This is a genomic window from Hansschlegelia zhihuaiae (assembly GCF_004103825.1).
GTDB classification, from domain to species: domain Bacteria; phylum Pseudomonadota; class Alphaproteobacteria; order Rhizobiales; family Methylopilaceae; genus Methylopila; species Methylopila zhihuaiae.
Map to the genome: position 1 here is coordinate 1 of NZ_RYFI01000034.1, position 19,516 is coordinate 19,516.

At 66.2% G+C, this 19,516-nt stretch carries 16 protein-coding genes and 1 tRNA gene; 2 read left to right on the forward strand and 15 right to left on the reverse strand.

The annotated features are described in order from the left end of the window. Positions 1 to 124: 124 nt before the first annotated feature. The 5 genes from fusA to EK403_RS21440 all read right to left on the reverse strand — a co-directional run bounded on the left by fusA (position 125) and on the right by EK403_RS21440 (position 5,303). Entirely contained in the window at positions 125 to 2,203 is a 2,079-nt protein-coding gene (gene fusA / locus EK403_RS21420) for an elongation factor G (RefSeq protein ID WP_128779493.1), read from the reverse strand. 29 nt (positions 2,204 to 2,232) lie between these two features. Next, a complete protein-coding gene (gene rpsG, locus EK403_RS21425; protein ID WP_128779494.1) occupies positions 2,233 to 2,703 on the reverse strand; it encodes a 30S ribosomal protein S7 in 471 nt (156 codons plus the stop codon). An 11-nt stretch (positions 2,704 to 2,714) separates the two neighbouring features. Continuing rightward, positions 2,715 to 3,086, reverse strand: coding sequence for a 30S ribosomal protein S12 (gene rpsL, locus EK403_RS21430; protein ID WP_020178159.1), 372 nt, complete (start codon positions 3,084 to 3,086; stop codon positions 2,715 to 2,717). Positions 3,087 to 3,432: 346 nt separating this feature from the next. Then, positions 3,433 to 4,089 (reverse strand): helix-turn-helix transcriptional regulator, encoded by a 657-nt coding sequence (locus EK403_RS21435; protein WP_128779495.1) that lies wholly within the window; start codon positions 4,087 to 4,089, stop codon positions 3,433 to 3,435. Positions 4,090 to 4,202: 113 nt separating this feature from the next. Beyond that, a complete protein-coding gene (locus tag EK403_RS21440) occupies positions 4,203 to 5,303 on the reverse strand; it encodes a helix-turn-helix transcriptional regulator (protein ID WP_128779496.1) in 1,101 nt (366 codons plus the stop codon). 527 nt (positions 5,304 to 5,830) lie between these two features. On the opposite strand from EK403_RS21440, the gene EK403_RS21445 reads away from it, so the two are divergent. Further along, positions 5,831 to 6,349 (forward strand): hypothetical protein, encoded by a 519-nt coding sequence (locus EK403_RS21445; protein ID WP_128779497.1) that lies wholly within the window; start codon positions 5,831 to 5,833, stop codon positions 6,347 to 6,349. A gap of 15 nt (positions 6,350 to 6,364) precedes the next feature. Next, on the forward strand, positions 6,365 to 6,811 hold the full coding sequence (locus EK403_RS21450) for a hypothetical protein (RefSeq protein ID WP_128779498.1): 447 nt from the start codon (positions 6,365 to 6,367) through the stop codon (positions 6,809 to 6,811). Positions 6,812 to 6,924: 113 nt separating this feature from the next. On the opposite strand, the gene rpoC is transcribed toward EK403_RS21450, so the two are convergent. The 10 genes from rpoC to EK403_RS21500 form a co-directional block, all read right to left on the reverse strand. Further along, positions 6,925 to 11,133 carry a DNA-directed RNA polymerase subunit beta' gene (gene rpoC, locus EK403_RS21455; protein WP_128779499.1) on the reverse strand — a complete coding sequence of 1,403 codons (4,209 nt, stop codon included), beginning with the start codon at positions 11,131 to 11,133 and terminating at the stop codon, positions 6,925 to 6,927. Positions 11,134 to 11,269: 136 nt separating this feature from the next. Further along, a complete protein-coding gene (gene rpoB, locus EK403_RS21460) occupies positions 11,270 to 15,382 on the reverse strand; it encodes a DNA-directed RNA polymerase subunit beta (protein WP_128779500.1) in 4,113 nt (1,370 codons plus the stop codon). A 271-nt stretch (positions 15,383 to 15,653) separates the two neighbouring features. Next, a complete protein-coding gene (gene rplL / locus EK403_RS21465) occupies positions 15,654 to 16,034 on the reverse strand; it encodes a 50S ribosomal protein L7/L12 (RefSeq protein WP_128779501.1) in 381 nt (126 codons plus the stop codon). Between the two features lie 51 nt (positions 16,035 to 16,085). After that, positions 16,086 to 16,604 (reverse strand): 50S ribosomal protein L10, encoded by a 519-nt coding sequence (gene rplJ / locus EK403_RS21470; protein WP_128779502.1) that lies wholly within the window; start codon positions 16,602 to 16,604, stop codon positions 16,086 to 16,088. 331 nt (positions 16,605 to 16,935) lie between these two features. Beyond that, on the reverse strand, positions 16,936 to 17,634 hold the full coding sequence (gene rplA, locus EK403_RS21475; RefSeq protein ID WP_128779503.1) for a 50S ribosomal protein L1: 699 nt from the start codon (positions 17,632 to 17,634) through the stop codon (positions 16,936 to 16,938). A gap of 2 nt (positions 17,635 to 17,636) precedes the next feature. Further along, positions 17,637 to 18,068, reverse strand: coding sequence for a 50S ribosomal protein L11 (rplK, locus tag EK403_RS21480; RefSeq protein WP_128779504.1), 432 nt, complete (start codon positions 18,066 to 18,068; stop codon positions 17,637 to 17,639). Between the two features lie 116 nt (positions 18,069 to 18,184). Beyond that, complete coding sequence (gene nusG / locus EK403_RS21485; protein WP_128779505.1) at positions 18,185 to 18,745, reverse strand: transcription termination/antitermination protein NusG; 561 nt, start codon at positions 18,743 to 18,745, stop codon at positions 18,185 to 18,187. Next, on the reverse strand, positions 18,742 to 18,942 hold the full coding sequence (gene secE, locus EK403_RS21490) for a preprotein translocase subunit SecE (protein ID WP_128779506.1): 201 nt from the start codon (positions 18,940 to 18,942) through the stop codon (positions 18,742 to 18,744). Before secE ends, nusG begins: the two co-directional genes overlap by 4 nt. A 129-nt stretch (positions 18,943 to 19,071) precedes the next feature. Beyond that, positions 19,072 to 19,148, reverse strand: a tRNA-Trp gene (locus tag EK403_RS21495). A 227-nt stretch (positions 19,149 to 19,375) separates the two neighbouring features. After that, a partial coding sequence (locus tag EK403_RS21500; RefSeq protein WP_487327320.1) for an EF-Tu C-terminal domain-related protein occupies positions 19,376 to 19,516 on the reverse strand: 141 nt, incomplete at its 5' end.

Consider the following 19,516-nt stretch of genomic DNA (forward strand, 5'->3'; position numbering starts at 1 on the left):
ATCGTCCCAATGTTGCAATGCGGCTTCGTCCGCGCGAACTTTTCCTTGGCCATGGCCTTAAGGCTCCGTTCTTTTCTCGTATCAGTTCGTTGAACTCAGGCTTCGTCGTCTCAAGCGCGCAAGGTCACCCGGCGTATTTGGCCTGGACTTCCTGCGCGACGTTGGACGGAACCTGCTCGTAGTGGTCGAATTCCATCGTATAGTTCGCCCGGCCCTGGCTGAACGAACGCAGCGTGTTGATGTAGCCGAACATGTTGGCGAGCGGCACCATCGCGTTCACGACATTGGCGTTGCCGCGCATGTCCTGGCCCTGGATCTGGCCGCGCCGGGAGTTGAGGTCGCCGATCACCGAGCCCGTGTAATCCTCGGGGGTGACGACCTCGACCTTCATGATCGGCTCGAGCAGAACCGCGCCGCCCTTCTGCAGGGCCTCGCGGAACGCCGCGCGGGACGCGATCTCGAAGGCGAGGACCGACGAGTCGACCTCGTGGAAGGCGCCGTCGAGCAGCTCGACCTTGACGTCCACGACCGGGAAGCCGGCCACGACGCCCGCGCCCATCACGGACTCGATGCCCTTCTGAACGCCCGGGATGTACTCCTTCGGCACCGCGCCGCCGACGATCTTCGACTCGAAGGCGAAGCCCGCGCCGGCCTCGTTCGGCTCGACATGGATCTTCACGCGGGCGAACTGGCCAGTGCCGCCGGTCTGCTTCTTATGCGTGTAGTCGATGTCGACCGGCTTGGTCAGCGTCTCGCGATAGGCGACCTGCGGCGCGCCGATGTTGGCCTCGACCTTGTAGGTGCGCTTCAGGATGTCGACCTTGATGTCGAGATGGAGCTCGCCCATCCCCTTCAGGATGGTCTGGCCCGACTCCTGGTCGGTCGAGACGCGGAAGGACGGATCTTCGGCCGCGAGCTTCGACAGCGCGACGCCCAGCTTCTCCTGGTCGGCCTTGGTCTTCGGCTCGATCGCGATCTCGATCACGGGCTCCGGGAAGACCATCTGCTCGAGGATCACGGCCTTGTTCGGGTCGCACAGCGTGTCGCCGGTGCGGACGTCCTTGAGGCCGGCGAGCGCGACGATGTCGCCCGCATAGGCCTCCTTGATGTCCTCGCGGTTGTTCGCATGCATCAGCAGCATGCGGCCGACGCGCTCCTTCTTGTCGCGCGTCGAGTTCAGCAGGGTCGAGCCGGACTCGAGCTTGCCCGAATAGACGCGGCAGAAGGTGATGGTCCCGACGAACGGGTCATCCATGATCTTGAATGCGAGCACCGACAGGCCGGCGTCGTCCGACGGCTCGCGGGTGACCGGCTCTTCGGTCTTGAAGTCGACGCCGTCGACCGCGCCGCGGTCGAGCGGGCTCGGCAGATAGTCGACGACTGCGTCGAGCAGCGGCTGAACGCCTTTGTTCTTGAAAGCCGAGCCACAGAGGATCGGGGTGAAGGCGCGCGTCAGCACGGCCTTGCGCAGCAGGGCCTTGAGCGTCGCCTCGTCCGGCTCCTCGCCCTCGAGGAACTTCTCGAGCGCAGCGTCGTCCAGCTCGACCGCGGCCTCGATCATCTTGCCGCGATACTCGACCGCCTGATCGGCGAGGTCGGCCGGGATCTCCTCGTCGCGGAAGGTCGCGCCAAGGTTCTCGTTGTCCCACACGACCGCCTTCATGCGGACGAGGTCGATGATGCCGAGGAAGTTCGACTCCGAGCCGATCGGCAGCTGGATGCAGACCGGCTTTCCCGCGACGCGGGTGTCGATCTCCTTCACGCAGCGGAAGAAGTCGGCGCCGATCTTGTCCATCTTGTTGACGAACACGATCCGCGGCACCTCGTATTTGTCGGCCTGGCGCCAGACGGTCTCGGTCTGCGGCTCGACGCCCTGGTTGCCGTCGAGCACGCATACCGCGCCGTCGAGCACGCGCAGCGAACGCTCGACCTCGATGGTGAAGTCGACGTGGCCCGGCGTGTCGATGATGTTGAGGCGTTTGTCCTTCCAGAAGGTCGTGGTCGCGGCCGACGTGATCGTGATGCCGCGCTCCTGCTCCTGCTCCATCCAGTCCATGGTCGCGGCGCCGTCGTGGACTTCGCCGATCTTGTGCGACTTGCCCGAATAGAACAGGACGCGCTCGGTCGTCGTCGTCTTCCCGGCGTCGATATGCGCCATGATGCCGAAGTTACGATAATCTTCGATCGCGTGAGAGCGGGGCATGGGGGACAGTCCTTCGATCTCGGCTCAAATCACCAGCGGTAGTGCGAGAAGGCGCGGTTCGCGTCCGCCATGCGGTGCGTGTCCTCGCGCTTCTTCACCGCGGAACCACGGTTGTTCGAGGCGTCGATGAGTTCGGCGGACAGACGGTCCACCATGGTCTTCTCGTTGCGGGCGCGCGCCGAGGCGAGCAGCCAGCGCAGCGCGAGCGCCTGCCGGCGCTCCGGACGAACCTCGACCGGCACCTGGTAGGTCGCGCCGCCGACGCGGCGGGAGCGAACCTCGAGCGCCGGCGAGATGTTCTCGAGCGCCTGATGGAACACCGCGACCGGGCTCTGCTTGACCTTCGACTCGACCTGGTCGAACGCGCCGTAGACGATGCGCTCGGCGGCCGACTTCTTGCCGTGCTTCATGACGGTGTTCATGAATTTCGAGACGACCAGATCCCCGAATTTGGGGTCGGGATGGATCTCGCGGCGTTCGGCGGAGTGACGACGGGACATCGCTCAGATCCTCACTTCGGCCGCTTCGCGCCGTATTTCGACCGGCGCTGCTTGCGGTTCTTGACGCCCTGCGTGTCGAGCACGCCGCGCAGGATGTGGTAACGCACGCCCGGAAGGTCCTTCACGCGGCCGCCGCGGATCATGACCACCGAGTGCTCCTGAAGGTTATGGCCTTCGCCCGGAATGTAGCCGATGACCTCGAAGCCGTTGGTCAGGCGGACCTTGGCGACCTTGCGGAGCGCCGAGTTCGGCTTCTTCGGGGTCGTGGTGTAGACGCGCGTGCAGACGCCGCGCTTCTGCGGGCACGCCTGGAGCGCCGGAACCGTGTTGCGCGCCGTCGGCGCCTGCCGCGGCTTGCGGATCAACTGGCTGATGGTGGGCATTGTTCGCCTTACCGCCTTCTTCAATCTCGAATGCGTTCGGCGCGACGGACCGAGACCCGACGCGCAAAACGAAACGACGCTCGCCTTCGGTCTCCCGAAGGAAGCGCCCGCTCCTTGCAGAGGATCGCCGCCGACAAGCGACGGAGATCGTGTACCCGCAACTGACCCAAGCTGGTCGCGACAGCGTTTGATCCCGGAATGTCGGCGCGTTGGACCGCGGACCGAGCAGCGTGGGATCACCGCCTGCCGAAGAGTGGGCGGCTTCTACCCCGCGAGTCGGTGAGCGTCAACCCTCGGAATCGAAGAAGGGCTAGCGGCGACGGCCCCGCAGACAGTCCGACGAGGGTCAGGAGGCGGCCAGCAGGGCGAACATCCGGGACAGTTCGGTCTGCTGAACGTCGCCAACCCCAACCCGCGGGGTCGGCCGACCTCCGTCGGCGCCGGCGGCCATGAGCGACCCGGACGCCCTGTCGCGAAGGCTCAGACTGATGCGCAGGGCCGACTCGACATGTTTTCCGAGGCGGGAAACGACGTCGAGCTCCTCGTCCGAGAAGGGCGGCTTGTGCGGCCCGCGCTGCACGCTGAGCGCCGCCCCGGCGGAAGGCGACGGCGAGATGTTGAGCCCCGCGAAATATTTGAGCCCGTGAGGACGCAGCAAGTCGACGTAATAAGGGTGAGTCTCGATCTCCTCGTCGCTCACGACATGCCGGTCGGTGACGCAGGTTCCGCTCGCGACGTAGCCGCGGTCCAGCGCGCGCTCGTAGCGCAGGTCGCGGGTCGCCCATTCGTCGGACTCAAATTGGGCCTGCACGGCCTCGAGGCCGGGCGTGACGATCGAGCCGAGCGTGCCGTCGCCGCGCGGGTAGATGAAGATCGCGCCGATGTCGTCGGTGACGGCGGCGATCGCCTGCAGCGCCGGGACCCATCGCGCCGAATCTCCGATGCTCGCATAGATCGCGTCTACGGCGGCGCCGTACGCCGGGCCGGGTTGAGCTTCGGCCATGCCCTGGACCTCCCTCTCGCGCCGCGCCGCCGCTCCAGCTTCGCGGCTCGCTTATGGTCGGGCGCTCATTTTCGTCCTGCGTAATCCATTGTGATCGTAAGTCTTTTCCGAGTCTACGCGGACATTTCCGGATCCGGTGATCCTGCGAGCCCGACGGCGCCGCACATCAGCACAAGCTCGCTCTGGCGCGAGGCGCCGGTCTTCGCGAAGACCGCCCGCAGCTGGTTGCGCACGGTCGAGTCGGCGAGACCGTGCTTGGCGGCGATCTCGGCGACCGAGTCGCCCCTGACCAGCCCATGCGCGACCCGCGCCTCGGCGGGCGTGAGGTCGAACAGTCCGGCGAGGATGGCGGCCTCTGGCGCCGACCGCCGCCCGAGCGGCGTCGCGACCAGCAGCCAGGCGGCCTGCGAGAACACATCCCTGGCGGAGCGGCGGACCGGCAGCAGGTGAAGGACGGCAGGCGGCGCCTCGGCGGTCGCCCGCACAGGCATGGAGCGCCCGGAAGAACCCTCGCCGGCCGGACGTCCGAGAGCCTCCAGGAACAGCCGCTGCGCCGCCGGGTCCCTCAGCGTCACTGCGTTCCACGCGCCGATCGACGCCTGGTCCCGGAACGCCTCGAACAGGTCGTTCGCGGCGAGCGCGCGGCCGGTCGGCCCGAGCACCGCGGCGGGCAGGCCAAGCTCAGCGAGCGCCTCGACCTGCGCCCGCGACCGCTCGAGGTCGAGCCGGGCCGAAAACACCGAGGCGCGGGCGAGGTGCGGCCGCAGCTTGTCGAGCTGGGCCAGAACCTCGACCGGCGTCGAGCCGAGCGCGCCCGCGCGCTCGAAGGTGAAGACCACCTGGTCGCCGCTCGGGCAGTCGACGACCGACCCGGCCCCGTAGCCGAGGCCGAACGGCCGAAGCAGCTCGACATACATCGGGTCTGTCGCGATCTCCTCTTCGGTGAGGATGTCTTCGTCGCGCACGAAGCCCGGATAGTTCTTGGCGGCCGTCCGGGGCGCCCGGCTGTTCCGCTCCTGCCAGCCGCCGGCGAAGAAGGCCGCGAGCGCCTCCTCGACGCCCGGAGAGGCGACGCCGCGCTGGAACTTCGGGTTGGCCGAAAACATCGCGCCGCCCACGAAGCCGTGCGCCTTGGAGACGTCGTGGAACAGAAGCGGCCAGAGCTCGGGCAGCACCGCGGCTTCGTAGATCCGGTCGACGATGTCGTCGCTCAAGAGACCGCCCTCCGAGTGTCCAGACCATGCGGCAGCCAGCCGCGCGCTCAAAGATAACGCGCTCTCGCGGGAGCCCCCACGGTGTTACCGCCTAAAGCCACAACCTGAAAAGAGGCCCTTAGGCGACGCCGCGGACGATGGTCCCGGCGCGGCTCCGCGGACCGCCTGCGTCCGGCCCGGCGGGGCCCTGAGATAGGGGCGCCGATGGCGCCAAATTCAAGAACTCTGTCACAACCCCTCTATTCAATTGTCTTATAATGGATTTCCCTACATTCTAGGCGTTCGCATTTCGAAAAGCAGTTTATAGGCCACCCCTTTGTCATAAATACTGCATGCAGTACAAAATATACATGCGCGTCGTTAAATTGATACTACTTCTCAAGCGAGAGAGTGTGACAGGGATGACTTACAACCACAAGAACAGCGGGTTGGTTCGCGCCATAATGGCGGGTTGCTGCTTCGCCGGGATGACGACCGCCGCGTGGGCCTGGGGACACACGGGCCATACGAAGATGGGAGAGATCGCGATGGCGAAGCTTCCCAAGGGCGCCGATCTTCCGGACTTCCTTATGACCGACGAAGCCCAGACCTTCGTCGGCGAACTGAGCGCGGAGCCCGACGTCTCGAAGACCGCAGGCAGGATCACCTCGGTGACGGACGGCCGCATCTCGACCGAGCCGAACGCCCATGACTTCGAGCGCGACCCCGGCCACTATATCGACGTCGACGACAACGGCTTCATCCTCGGCGGCGCGGTCAAGCTGAGCGAGCTTCCGCTCTCCCGCCGCGACTACGACACGGCTCAGCGCAGCGCCACCAAGCCGGCGGGCCAGACCCAGTACAGCGCGGGCTATCTGGCCTACGCCATGATCGACGGCTACCAGCAGCTCCGGAAGGACTTCGGCATCTACCGGGTCCTCGAGGTCGGCCTGAAGCAGGCCCAGGACGCCGGCAAGAAGAAGCAGATCGCCTACTGGGAGACGCAGCTCGACATCCGGCGCAAGCTGATCCTGCGCGACATCGGCTACTGGAGCCACTTCATGTAGGACGCCAGCCAACCGATGCACGTCTCCGTCCACTTCAATGGATGGGGCGACTATCCGAACCCGAAGGGCTACACGACCGCCCCGATCCACGGCCCGTTCGAAGGCGCGTTCGTCCGGGACTTCATCGACTTCAAGGACGTGAGGAAGTCGATCCCGAACTACTCCGCTCCGAAGGACGACGCCCCGATCGAGAAGCGGGTGGCGGCGTATCTCGGAGAGTCGCTCGCGCAGATCGAGCCGGTCTATGAGGCGGCGCGCAAGGACGATTACGCCTCCGCCTCGCCGAAGGCGCTGAAGATCGTCAACCAGCAGCTCGGCATGGGCATCACCCAGCTTCGCGACGAGATCGTCAACGCCTGGCGCGAGAGCAAGGACGTCACCGCCGGTTACCCGCTGCTGTCGGTCGCCGACGTTCTGGCCGGCAAGGTGGAGCTCACCCCGACCACCCTCGCGTCCGACTGATCGCCGACGCCGCAAGCGAGACGCAAAAAGGAGAGGCCGCCGGACGTCAACGCCGGCGGCCTCTCTTCATGCTGACACGCTGGCCGGACCCTTGGGCTCCGGCCAGACAGCCGTCACTCGGCGGCGTCCGGCGTCGGCAGCAGCTGGGCCTCCGGCGCGGGGGCCGCAGCGGCCTGCTCCCGGGCGCGCTGCTTCAGGATCAGCTCGTCGCGATGGGTCGCGATCTCGCGCACCTTGTTCATCACCGATCCGGTGCCCGCCGGGATCAGGCGGCCGACGATGACGTTCTCCTTGAGGCCCTCGAGATCGTCCGCCTTGCCGTTGACCGCGGCCTCCGTGAGCACCCGCGTCGTCTCCTGGAAGGAGGCGGCGGAGATGAAGGAGCGGGTCTGCAGGCTCGCCTTGGTGATGCCGAGCAGGACCGGGTGGCCGACCGCCGGCTTCTTGCCCTCCTCCAGCGCCTTGGCGTTGACCGCGTCGAAGTCCATCCGGTCGACCTGCTCATTGGTGATGAGCTCGGTCTCGCCGGCGTCCGAGATCTCGACCTTCTGCAGCATCTGGCGGACGATCACCTCGATGTGCTTGTCGTTGATCTGGACGCCCTGCAGCCGGTAGACCTCCTGGATCTCGTTGACGAGGTAGGCGGCAAGCTCCTCCACGCCCTTGATCGCCAGGATGTCGTGCGGCGCCGGGTTGCCGTCGACGATGTAGTCGCCCTGCTCCACGACGTCGCCATCCTGCAGCTGGATGTGCTTGCCCTTCGGGATCAGGTACTCGACCGGCTCGACGCCGTCTTCGCTCGGCACAAGCGTGATGCGGCGCTTGTTCTTGTAGTCCTTGCCGAACTGCACGGTGCCAGAGACCTCGGCGATGATCGCCGCGTCTTTGGGACGACGCGCCTCAAACAGCTCCGCCACGCGCGGAAGACCGCCCGTGATGTCGCGCGTCTTGGCGCTCTCGGTCGGGATGCGGGCCAGCACGTCGCCGGCCTTGACCTCGGAGCCCGGAGAGACCGACAAGATCGCGTCCGGGGCGAGCTGGTAACGCGCCTCGCCGCCCTTGGCGGGCTTGAGGATCTTGCCGTCCTTGTCCTGGACGATAATCGACGGCTTGAGGTCCGCCGAACGGGTCGACGTCCGCCAGTCCATGACCACGCGCTTGGTGATGCCGGTCGCCTCGTCCGACGTCTCCTTGACGGAGGCGCCTTCGACCAGATCCTCGAACGCCGTCTTGCCGTCGACCTCGGTCAGGATCGGGCGGGTGTAGGGGTCCCACTCCGCGATGCGCTGGCCGCGCTTGATCTTGTCGCCGTCGTCGACCCGGAGCTTCGAGCCGTACTGCAGGCGATGTGTCGAGCGTTCGGTCACGCCGTTGGCGTCGAGGATGATCACCGCGACGTTGCGGCCCATCACGATCAGGTCGCCGTCCGAGTTCCGCGCCACGTTGCGGTTGCGGATCTTCACCGATCCCTCGAAGGAGCTCTCGATGAAGGAGGAATCCGCAAGCTGCGCCGTGCCGCCGATGTGGAAGGTGCGCATGGTGAGCTGGGTGCCCGGCTCGCCGATCGACTGCGCCGCGATGACGCCGACGGCCTCGCCCATGTTGACGGGCGTGCCGCGCGCGAGGTCGCGACCGTAGCAGGCCTTGCAGACGCCGACCTTGGTCTCGCAGGTCAGCACCGACCGGATGCGGACCTCCTGGACGCTGGCGGCGGCCATCAGGTCGACGTCCTTCTCGGCGATCAGCGTGTTCTTCGGGACGATCACCTCACCGGTCGCAGGGTGCTCGACGTCTTCGGCCGTGGTGCGGCCGAGGGTGCGCATGCCGAGCGTCGCGACGATCTGGCCCGCGTCCACCACCGGACGGACGCGGATGCCGGCGTCTGTGCCGCAATCGTCCTCGGTGATGATGCAGTCCTGCGCGACGTCGACGAGGCGGCGTGTCAGATAGCCGGAGTTGGCCGTCTTCAACGCCGTGTCGGCGAGGCCCTTGCGGGCGCCGTGGGTCGAGTTGAAGTACTCGAGCACCGACAGGCCTTCCTTGAAGTTCGAGATGATCGGGCTCTCGATGATCTCGCCGGAGGGCTTCGCCATCAGGCCGCGCATGCCGGCGAGCTGCTTCATCTGCGCCGGCGAGCCGCGGGCGCCCGAATGGCTCATCATGTAGATCGAGTTGATCTGCTTGGCGCGGCCGGTCTCCTTGTCGACCTGAACGGACGAGATGCGCGCCATCATCTCCTCGGCGATCTTGTCCGTGCACTTCGCCCAGGCGTCGACGACCTTGTTGTACTTCTCGCCCTGGGTGATCAGGCCGTCCTGGTACTGCTGCTCATATTCCTTGGCGAGCGTGCGGGTGTCCTCGACGATCTTCGTCTTGGTCTCGGGCACCACCATGTCGTCCTTGCCGAACGAGATGCCGGCCTTGAACGCGTTGTGGAAGCCGAGCGACATGATCCGGTCGCAAAAGATGACCGTGTCCTTCTGGCCGCAGTTGCGGTAGACGGTGTCGATCATGTTCGAGATTTCCTTCTTGGTCATCAGCTTGTTGACGACGTCGAAGGTGAGCTTCGGGGTCTTGGGCAGCAGCTGTCCAAGCATCATCCGGCCGGGCGTGGTCTCGTAGACCTTGGCGACCTTCTCGCCATTGTCGTCGACGCTGACGAAGCGACCCTTGATCTTGGTGTGGAGCGTCACCGCCTTGGCGAACAGGGCGTGCTCGAGCTCGCCCATGTTCGAGAACAGCGAGCCCTCGCCGGGCTCGTTGTCGCGCATGAGCGTGAGGTAGTAGAGGCCGAGCACGATGTCCTGCGACGGCACGATGATCGGCGCGCCGTTCGCCGGGTGCAGGATGTTGTTGGTCGACATCATGAGCACGCGGGCCTCAAGCTGAGCTTCCAGCGACAGCGGCACGTGCACGGCCATCTGGTCGCCGTCGAAGTCGGCGTTGAACGCGGCGCAGACCAGCGGATGCAGCTGGATCGCCTTGCCCTCGATCAGCACCGGCTCGAAGGCCTGGATGCCGAGGCGGTGCAGCGTCGGCGCGCGGTTCAGCATCACCGGGTGCTCGCGGATCACCTCGTCCAGGATGTCCCAGACTTCCGGCTTCTCCTTCTCGACCAGCTTCTTGGCCTGCTTCACGGTCGCCGACAGGCCCTTGGCGTCCAGCCGCGAATAGATGAACGGCTTGAACAGCTCGAGCGCCATCTTCTTCGGCAGGCCGCACTGGTGCAGCTTCAGCTCCGGGCCGACCACGATGACCGAACGGCCCGAATAGTCGACGCGCTTGCCGAGCAGGTTCTGGCGGAAACGGCCCTGCTTGCCCTTCAGCATGTCGGAGAGCGACTTCAGCGGGCGCTTGTTGACGCCCGTGATCACGCGCCCGCGGCGGCCGTTGTCGAACAGCGCGTCGACCGCCTCCTGAAGCATGCGCTTCTCGTTGCGGATGATGATGTCCGGCGCGCGCAGCTCGATCAGACGCTTGAGGCGGTTGTTGCGGTTGATGACGCGGCGGTAGAGGTCGTTGAGGTCCGAGGTCGCGAAGCGGCCGCCGTCGAGCGGCACGAGCGGGCGCAGGTCCGGCGGGATCACCGGCACGACGGTCATGATCATCCAGTCGGGCTTGTTGCCCGAGTCGATGAAGGCCTCGACGATCTTCAGGCGCTTGGCGAGCTTCTTGGGCTTGAGCTCGGTGGTCGCCTCCTGGATCTCGACCCGGATGTCGGCCGCCATCTTCTCGAGATCGAGCGCGCGCAGCATCGACTGGATCGCCTCGGCGCCGATCTGGGCCGTGAAGGCGTCCTCGCCATACTCGTCCTGCGCGTGGAGATACTCCTCCTCCGACAGCAGCTGACGGTCCTTGAGCGGAGTGAGGCCGGTCTCCAGGACGACATACTTCTCGAAGTAGAGGATCGCCTCGAGGTCCTTCAGCGTCATGTCGAGCAGAAGGCCGATACGCGACGGCAGCGACTTCAGGAACCAGATATGGGCGACCGGCGCGGCGAGCTCGATATGACCCATGCGCTCGCGGCGCACGCGCGACAGCGTGACCTCGACGCCGCACTTCTCGCAGATGACGCCCTTGTACTTCATGCGCTTGTACTTGCCGCACAAGCACTCGTAGTCCTTGATCGGCCCGAAGATCCGCGCGCAGAACAGGCCGTCGCGCTCCGGCTTGAAGGTCCGGTAGTTGATCGTCTCGGGCTTCTTGATCTCGCCGAACGACCAGGAGAGGATCTTCTCCGGGCTGGCGATCGAGATGCGGATCTGGTCGAACGTCTGGGCAGGAACCTGCGTGTTGAAGAGATTCATCACTTCCTGGTTCATCGCCGTCTCCTTCCGCGGTCCACGTCGAGCGTCGCCGCCAACGCCTCGCAGGTCCGCTTAAAAATCCAAAATCGGCAGCGGACGGGCCTCGCTCTAAGGCCCGTCCGCCGAATGGCCGTCCGCTAGGATCGAGCCGTCACTCCGCCGCGTCCGCCGGAGGCAAGTTCTGCTTCTTGGACGTGTGAAGGTCGACGTTGAGGCCGAGGGAGCGCATCTCCTTGACCAGCACGTTGAAGCTCTCGGGGATGCCCGCCTCGAAGGCGTCGTCGCCGCGCACGATGGATTCATAGACCTTCGTGCGGCCTGCGACGTCGTCGGACTTCACCGTCAGCATCTCCTGCAAGGTGTAGGCGGCTCCGTAAGCCTCGAGCGCCCACACCTCCATTTCGCCGAAGCGCTGGCCGCCGAACTGCGCCTTGCCGCCCAGCGGCTGCTGGGTGACGAGCGAGTACGGGCCGATCGACCGGGCGTGGATCTTGTCGTCCACGAGATGGTGGAGCTTCAGCATATATATGTAGCCCACCGTCACCTGTCGATCGAACGACTCGCCGGTCCGCCCGTCGCTGAGCGTCACCTGGCCCGACGTGTTGACGCCGGCGAGTTCGAGCATGCGCTCGATGTCCGCCTCCTTGGCGCCGTCGAACACGGGAGTGGCGATCGGCACGCCGCGCCGAAGCGTCTCGGACATCTCGACGAGCTCGTCCTCATTCATGCCCTTGATCTCGGCGTTGTCGCCATAGACGACGTCGAGCTTCGACTTGAGGTCGTTTAGCCCCGCGCCGGCGCGATAGGCGTCGATCGCCTTGCCGATCTGGGCGCCCAGGCCCGCGCAGGCCCAGCCGAGATGGGTCTCGAGGATCTGACCGACGTTCATGCGGCTCGGCACGCCGAGCGGGTTCAGCACGATGTCGACATGGGTGCCGTCCTCGAGGAACGGCATGTCCTCGACAGGCACGATGCGCGAGACGACGCCCTTGTTGCCATGCCGGCCGGCCATCTTGTCGCCCGGCTGGATCTTGCGCTTCACCGCGATGAAGACCTTGACCATCTTCATCACGCCGGGGGGCAGCTCGTCGCCGCGCTGCAGCTTCTCGACCTTGTCGAGGAACCGCTGCTCGAGCCGCTTCTTCCGCTCGTCATACTGGGCGCGCATGCCCTCGAGGTCGGACATCATCTTGTCGTCCGACACCGCGATCTGCCACCACTGGGAGCGCGGCGCGTCGCTCAGCGCCTCGCGGGTGATGGCCTCGTCCTTCTTGATCGACTTCGGGCCGCCGACCGCGGTCTTGCCGACCAGCATCTCGGCGAGACGGGCGTAGGTGTTGCGGTCGAGGATCGCGAGCTCATCGTCGCGGTCCTTGGCGAGCCGCTCGATCTCCTCGCGCTCGATCGCCTGGGCGCGCTCGTCCTTGTCGATGCCGTGGCGGTTGAACACCCGGACCTCGACGATCGTGCCGGTGACGCCCGGCGGCACCCGGAGCGAGGTGTCGCGGACGTCGGACGCCTTCTCGCCGAAGATCGCCCGGAGCAGCTTCTCCTCCGGCGTCATCGGGCTCTCGCCCTTCGGCGTGATCTTGCCGCACAGGATGTCGCCAGCCTGCACCTCGGCGCCGATATAGACGATGCCGGCCTCGTCGAGGTTCTTCAGCGCCTCTTCCGAGACGTTCGGAATGTCGCGCGTGATCTCCTCCGGCCCGAGCTTGGTGTCGCGGGCCATCACCTCGAACTCCTCGATATGGATCGAGGTGAAGACGTCTTCGGAGACGATCTTCTCGCTGAGGAGGATGGAGTCCTCGAAATTGTAGCCGTTCCACGGCATGAAGGCGACGAGCACGTTGCGGCCGAGCGCGAGCTCGCCGAGCTCGGTCGAGGGGCCGTCCGCGATTATGTCGCCCTTCTTGACGAGGTCGCCGACGCGCACCAGCGGCTTCTGCGTGATGCAGGTCGACTGGTTGGAGCGCTGGAACTTCATCAGCCGGTAGATGTCGACGCCGGGCTTCGACGCGTCGGCCTCCTCCGTCGCGCGGATGACGATGCGGGTCGCGTCGACCTGGTCGATGACTCCGGAGCGCCGGGCCGCGATCGCGGCGCCGGAATCACGGGCGACGACCGCCTCCATGCCGGTGCCCACGAAGGGCGCGTCGGCGCGCACCAGCGGCACCGCCTGCCGCTGCATGTTGGAGCCCATCAGCGCGCGGTTGGCGTCGTCGTTCTCGAGGAACGGGATGAGCGCCGCCGCGACCGAGACGAGCTGCTTCGGCGACACGTCCATATAGTCGACGCGCTCGATCGGCGCGAACACCACCTCGCCCATGTGGCGGCAGACGATCAGGTCCTCGGTGAAGTGGCCGGTCTCGGTGATCACCGCGTTCGCCTGCGCGACGTGGTGCTTGGCCTCCTCGACGGCTGACAGATAGTGGACCTCGTCCGTCACCGCGCCGTCCTTGACCTTGCGGTACGGGCTCTCGATGAAGCCGTATTTGTTCACGCGCGCGAAGGTCGCGAGCGAGTTGATCAGGCCGATGTTCGGGCCTTCCGGCGTCTCGATCGGGCAGATGCGGCCGTAATGGGTCGGGTGCACGTCGCGCACCTCGAAGCCCGCCCGCTCGCGCGTCAGGCCGCCTGGCCCGAGCGCCGAAAGACGCCGCTTGTGAGTGATTTCGGACAGCGGATTCGTCTGGTCCATGAACTGCGAGAGCTGGGACGAGCCGAAGAACTCGCGCACCGCCGCGGCCGCGGGCTTCGCGTTGATCAGGTCCTGCGGCATGACGGTGTCGATCTCGACCGACGACATCCGCTCCTTGATGGCGCGCTCCATGCGGAGCAGGCCGACGCGGTACTGATTCTCCATGAGCTCGCCGACCGAGCGCACCCGGCGGTTGCCGAGATGGTCGATGTCGTCGATCTCGCCCTTGCCGTCGCGCAGGTCGACCAGCGTCTTGACGACCGCGAGGATGTCCTCCTTGCGCAGCGTCCGGTGGGTGTCGGGCGCGTCGAGGTCGAGACGCATGTTCATCTTCACGCGGCCGACCGCCGAGAGGTCATAGCGCTCGCTATCGAAGAACAGCGACTGGAACATCGCCTCGGCGGTGTCGAGGGTCGGCGGCTCGCCGGGGCGCATCACGCGGTAGATGTCGAACAGCGCCTCCTCGCGGGTCGCGTTCTTGTCGACGTTCAGCGTGTTGCGGATGTAGCCGCCGGTGTTGACGTGGTCGATGTCGAGCAGGTCGATCTCGTCGACGCCGACCTCCTGGAGAAGCTCGAGCAGCTTCGCCGTGATCTCCTCGCCGGCCTCGGCCCAGATCTCGCCGGTCTCGACATTGACGAGGTCCTCGCCGACATACTGGCCGATCATCTCCTCGTTCGAGACCCTGAGGAACTTGACGCCGCGCTCGCCGATCAGGCGGGCCTGGCGGGGGGTCAGCTTCTTTCCGGCCTCGAGCACGACCTCGCCGCTATCGGCGTCGATCAGATCCTGGGTGGCGTTGAAGCCCTTCATGCGCTCGCCGTCGAACGGCATGCGCCAGGCGTCGCCGTCACGCTGGTGCGGGACCTTGTTGTAGAAGGTGTCTAAGATCTCCTCGCCGTCCATGCCGAGCGCGAACAGCAGCGACGTCACCGGGATCTTGCGGCGACGGTCGATGCGCGCGTGGACGATGTCCTTGGCGTCGAACTCGATGTCGAGCCAGGAGCCGCGATACGGGATGATGCGGGCGGCGAACAGCAGCTTGCCCGAGGAGTGCGTCTTGCCCTTGTCGTGGTCGAAGAACACGCCGGGCGAGCGATGCATCTGCGAGACGATGACGCGCTCGGTGCCGTTAACGATGAAGGTGCCGTTCGACGTCATGAGCGGCATGTCGCCCATGTAGACGTCCTGCTCCTTGATGTCCTTGACGGACTTCGCGCCGGTCTCCTCGTCCACGTCGAACACGATCAGGCGCAGCGTCACCTTGAGCGGCGCGGCGAACGTCATGCCGCGCTGGCGGCACTCGTCCACGTCGTATTTCGGCTGCTCGAACTCGTAGGAGACGAACTCCAGCATCGAGGTGTTCGAGAAGTCCGAGATCGGGAACACCGACTTGAAGACGGTCTGCAGCCCTTCGTCCGGACGGGTCTCCTTGCCGTCGAACAACAGGAACTGATCATAGGACGCCTTCTGAACCTCGATGAGGTTCGGCATCTCGGTCACTTCCCGGATCTTGCCGAAGAACTTGCGGACACGCTTGCGGCCGGTGATCTGCTGAGCCATCGTCTTCCTCAATCCTGGCTGACGGCACGCCTGATCCAAAAACCGTGATCGGCCCTTGGATCAGGCGCGGCGGGCTCCAATTCGTCGCCGAGCCCGCTTCGAAGCCGCGATCCGGCGTCAGGTGACGCTGGAAGGCGCTGAAAGCCGCGCAGGAAACCGACGTCCTTCGACGCCATTCCCGCGCGGCTCCCCGTTGACGTCCCGCGGGCGCCGGATGACCGGACGTCCCGCGGGTCTTTTCATGCGCGGACGATCGCTCGTCCGCGTCAGCTCACTTGAGCTCGACCTTGGCGCCGGCCTTCTCGAGCTGGGCCTTGAGCTTCTCGGCTTCGTCCTTGGCGACGCCTTCCTTGACAGGCTTCGGCGCGGCCTCGACGAGGTCCTTGGCTTCCTTGAGGCCGAGGCCGGTGATCGCGCGGACCTCCTTGATGACCTCGATCTTCTTCTCGCCCGCGGCCGCGAGCACGACGGTGAACTCCGTCTGCTCTTCCGCCGCCGGAGCGGCCGCGCCGCCGCCGCCGGCCGGGCCGGCGACCGCGACGGCCGCCGCAGCCGAAACGCCCCACTTCTCTTCCAGGAGCTTCGCGAGCTCCGCCGCCTCGAGCACCGTCAGGTTGGACAGCTCGTCGACGATCTTCGTCAGATCAGCCATTTCTCTTCGTCCTCAGGTTCGAACCAGTTTTTCGACTATCGAAGGAGCGGCTCACGCCGCCTCGTCTCGCTTGGCGTATGCCCCGAACACGCGCGCGAGCTTTGCGGCTGGCGCGGTCGACAGCTGCGCGATCTTGGTCGCGGGCGCCTGGATGAGGCCCACGAGCTTGGCGCGCAGTTCGTCCAGCGACGGCAGCGAGGCCAGGGCCTTCACGCCGTCGGGGTTCAGGGAGGTCGCGCCCATCGCGCCGCCCAGGATCACGAACTTCTCGTTCGCCTTGGCGAACTCGACCGCGATCTTCGGCGCCGCCACCGGATCCTCGCTGTACGCCAGGACCGTCGGGCCCTGCAGCAGCGATCCGATATGGGACACGTCCGTGCCTTCGAGAGCGATTTTGGCGAGCCGGTTCTTCGCGACTTTCACGCTCGCGCCCGCCTCGCGCATCTGCCGACGAAGGGTCGACATCTGGGCGACGTTCAGGCCCGAATAGTGAGCGACGACGATGGCCCCGGAGTTCGAAAACACCGAGTTCAGCGTCGCGACCATGTCACGCTTTTCCGCGCGGTCCACGTGCTCTCTCCGGTTGACGATCCGACATTGTTGTCGGACCGCCGGGTTGCGACGACCGCCCCGGCCGGGCGAACCCGGTTCAGGACGGCGGCTTCAAAGCCTGTCCGCGCGCGACGCCTCGAAGGAGACGTCCCGGCGATGGTTCGAACCGGAGGACGTTCCGCTCACGCGGGTCGACATCCGGTCTTCCCCGTCTCGGCAGGTCCCGGTGCTCCGGGCTTAAGGAACCGTCCCCGTGGACGGCCGCCTGCTTTCTCGGACAGGTCGGACAGGGCGGAAGGCCGCCCTGCCCTGCGCCGCTCCGGATCTCCCCGAAGCGGAATCTCGATCGTCAGGCGCTGAGCACCGACGAAGGCTCGACGCGCACGCCGGGGCCCATCGTCGAGGACACGGCGATCTTCTGCACATACTGGCCCTTGGCGCCGGTCGGCTTCGCCTTCACTACGGCGTCCGCGAACGCCTTGATGTTCTGGGCGAGCTTCTCGGCGTCGAACGACGCCTTGCCGACGCCGCCATGCACGATGCCGGCCTTCTCGACGCGGAACTCGACCGCGCCGCCCTTGGCGGCCTTCACGGCGCCGGCGACGTCCATGGTCACCGTGCCGACCTTCGGGTTCGGCATCAGGCCGCGCGGGCCCAGCACCTTACCGAGGCGGCCGACGAGCGGCATCATGTCGGGCGTCGCGATGCAGCGGTCGAACTCGATCTTGCCGCCCTGCACGATCTCGAGCAGGTCCTCGGCCCCGACCACGTCGGCGCCGGCGGCCTTGGCCTCATCGGCCTTCGGGCCGCGCGCGAACACGCCGACGCGCACCGTCCGGCCCGAGCCGTTCGGCAGGTTGCAGACGCCGCGGACCATCTGGTCGGCGTGACGCGGGTCGACGCCGAGATTGATGGCGATCTCGATCGTCTCGTCGAACTTCGCGGTGGCCCGCTCCTTGACCATCGCGAGCGCCTCTTCGAGACCGTAGAGCTTGACGTGGTCGACGCCCTCGCGGGCCTTGACCGTGCGCTTTCCGAGCTTCGCCATGATCAGCCCTCCACCTGCAGGCCCATCGAGCGGGCCGAGCCCGCGATCATCGCGACCGCCGCGTCGACGGTGTCGCAGTTCATGTCCGCCATCTTCTTCTCGGCGATCTCGCGGAGCTGAGCCTGCGTGACCTTGCCGACGAAAGAACCCTTGCCGGTGGTCTGCGAGCCCTTCTGGACCTTGGCCGCCTGCTTCAGGAAGTAGCTGACCGGCGGGGACTTCATCACGAAGGTGAAGGAGCGGTCCTGATAGGCCGTGATGACGACGGGGATCGGCATCCCCTTCTCCATCTGGCCGGTCTGGGCGTTGAACGCCTTGCAGAACTCCATGATGTTCAGGCCGCGCTGACCGAGCGCCGGCCCGATGGGCGGCGACGGGTTCGCGGAGCCCGCGGGCACCTGCAGTTTGATGTAGCCTGCGACCTTCTTCGCCATGGTCTCTCACTCTCCTGTGCGCGCGCCGGAGCGGCCGCGCAGTTGAGCCGTGGTCCGAATGAGGACGGCCGGCGGCGAAACGCCGGCGCCCTTCTCTCCCACAGCCGGGTTTCGGGTCAGACCTTCTCGACCTGCCCGTATTCGAGATCGACGGTCGTCGCGCGACCGAAGATCGACACGTCGATCTTGAGGCGCGCCCGCGCCTCGTCGACGTCCTGCACCACGCCCGAGAACGAGGCGAAGGGCCCATCCGAGACCCGCACCTGCTCGCCGACCTCGAAGGACACCGACGGCTTCGGCCGCTCGATCCCCTCCTGCACCTGGCGCATGATCCTGAGCGCCTCGTTCTCGGAGATCGGCGACGGCTTGTTGTCCGCGCCCAGGAACCCCGTGACCTTCGGCGTGTTGCGGATCAGGTGATAGGCTTGGTCCGTCAGGTCCATCTTCACCAGCACATAGCCGGGGAAGAACTTGCGCTCGGCGTCGACCTTGCGGCCGCGCCGCACCTCGACGACCTTCTCGGTGGGCACGAGAATCTCCTCGAAGAGGTCCGAGAGGCCGGTCTGTTCGGCCTTCTCGCGGATCGAATCCGCGACCTTCTTCTCGAAGTTCGAATAGGCGTGGACGATGTACCAGCGCTTCGGCCGCCCGCCCGCTTCCTGACCGACCGCGCTCATCGGCCGACACCCAGGATCAGGGTCACGCCGTAGCGCAGGATCATGTCGACGATGAAAAAGAAGATCGACGCGACGAACGCGAAGATCACCACCATCAGCGTCGTGATGCCCGTCTCGCGGCGGGTCGGCCAGACCACCTTCGCGGTCTCGGCCCCGACCTGCTGGATGAACTCGAGCGGAGTAGTCTTCGCCATCAGCTTTCCAAAACGTCCAAAGGGGCGCGCTCCCCGAAAGGCCCGCACCCCGGAAACTAAAACAGACCAACGGCCTATTCGGCCGCCCTCGCCCCGTTTCGCGATCCGCCCCGCCACGCATCCGCTCGCGCGTGGCAGGAGTGGAGGGACTCGAACCCCCAACCCCCGGTTTTGGAGACCGGTGCTCTGACCAGTTGAGCTACACTCCTAAAGGCGCGGGGGTTTCGAGCGGGCGCTTCATATGCCACGCCGACTCGCGAACCGCAACCTCTCCGGACGAGCGGTCCGGAATAAATCAAACGTGACCCCGCCGGGGGTCAGCCGGGTCGGGTGGGGATCGGGCAGGACGGAGCTCCACGCCCCAGATCCCCTCCCGGCCCCTCGCCCACGCTCGGGTCCACCCTCCCGCCGCTGCGGGGCAGGGATGAAGGGCGGCTCACTCGATGATGGTTGCGACGACGCCTGCGCCGACGGTGCGGCCGCCTTCGCGGATCGCGAAGCGCAGCTTCTCCTCCATCGCGATCGGAACGATCAGCTCCACCGTCATCGCGATGTTGTCGCCCGGCATCACCATCTC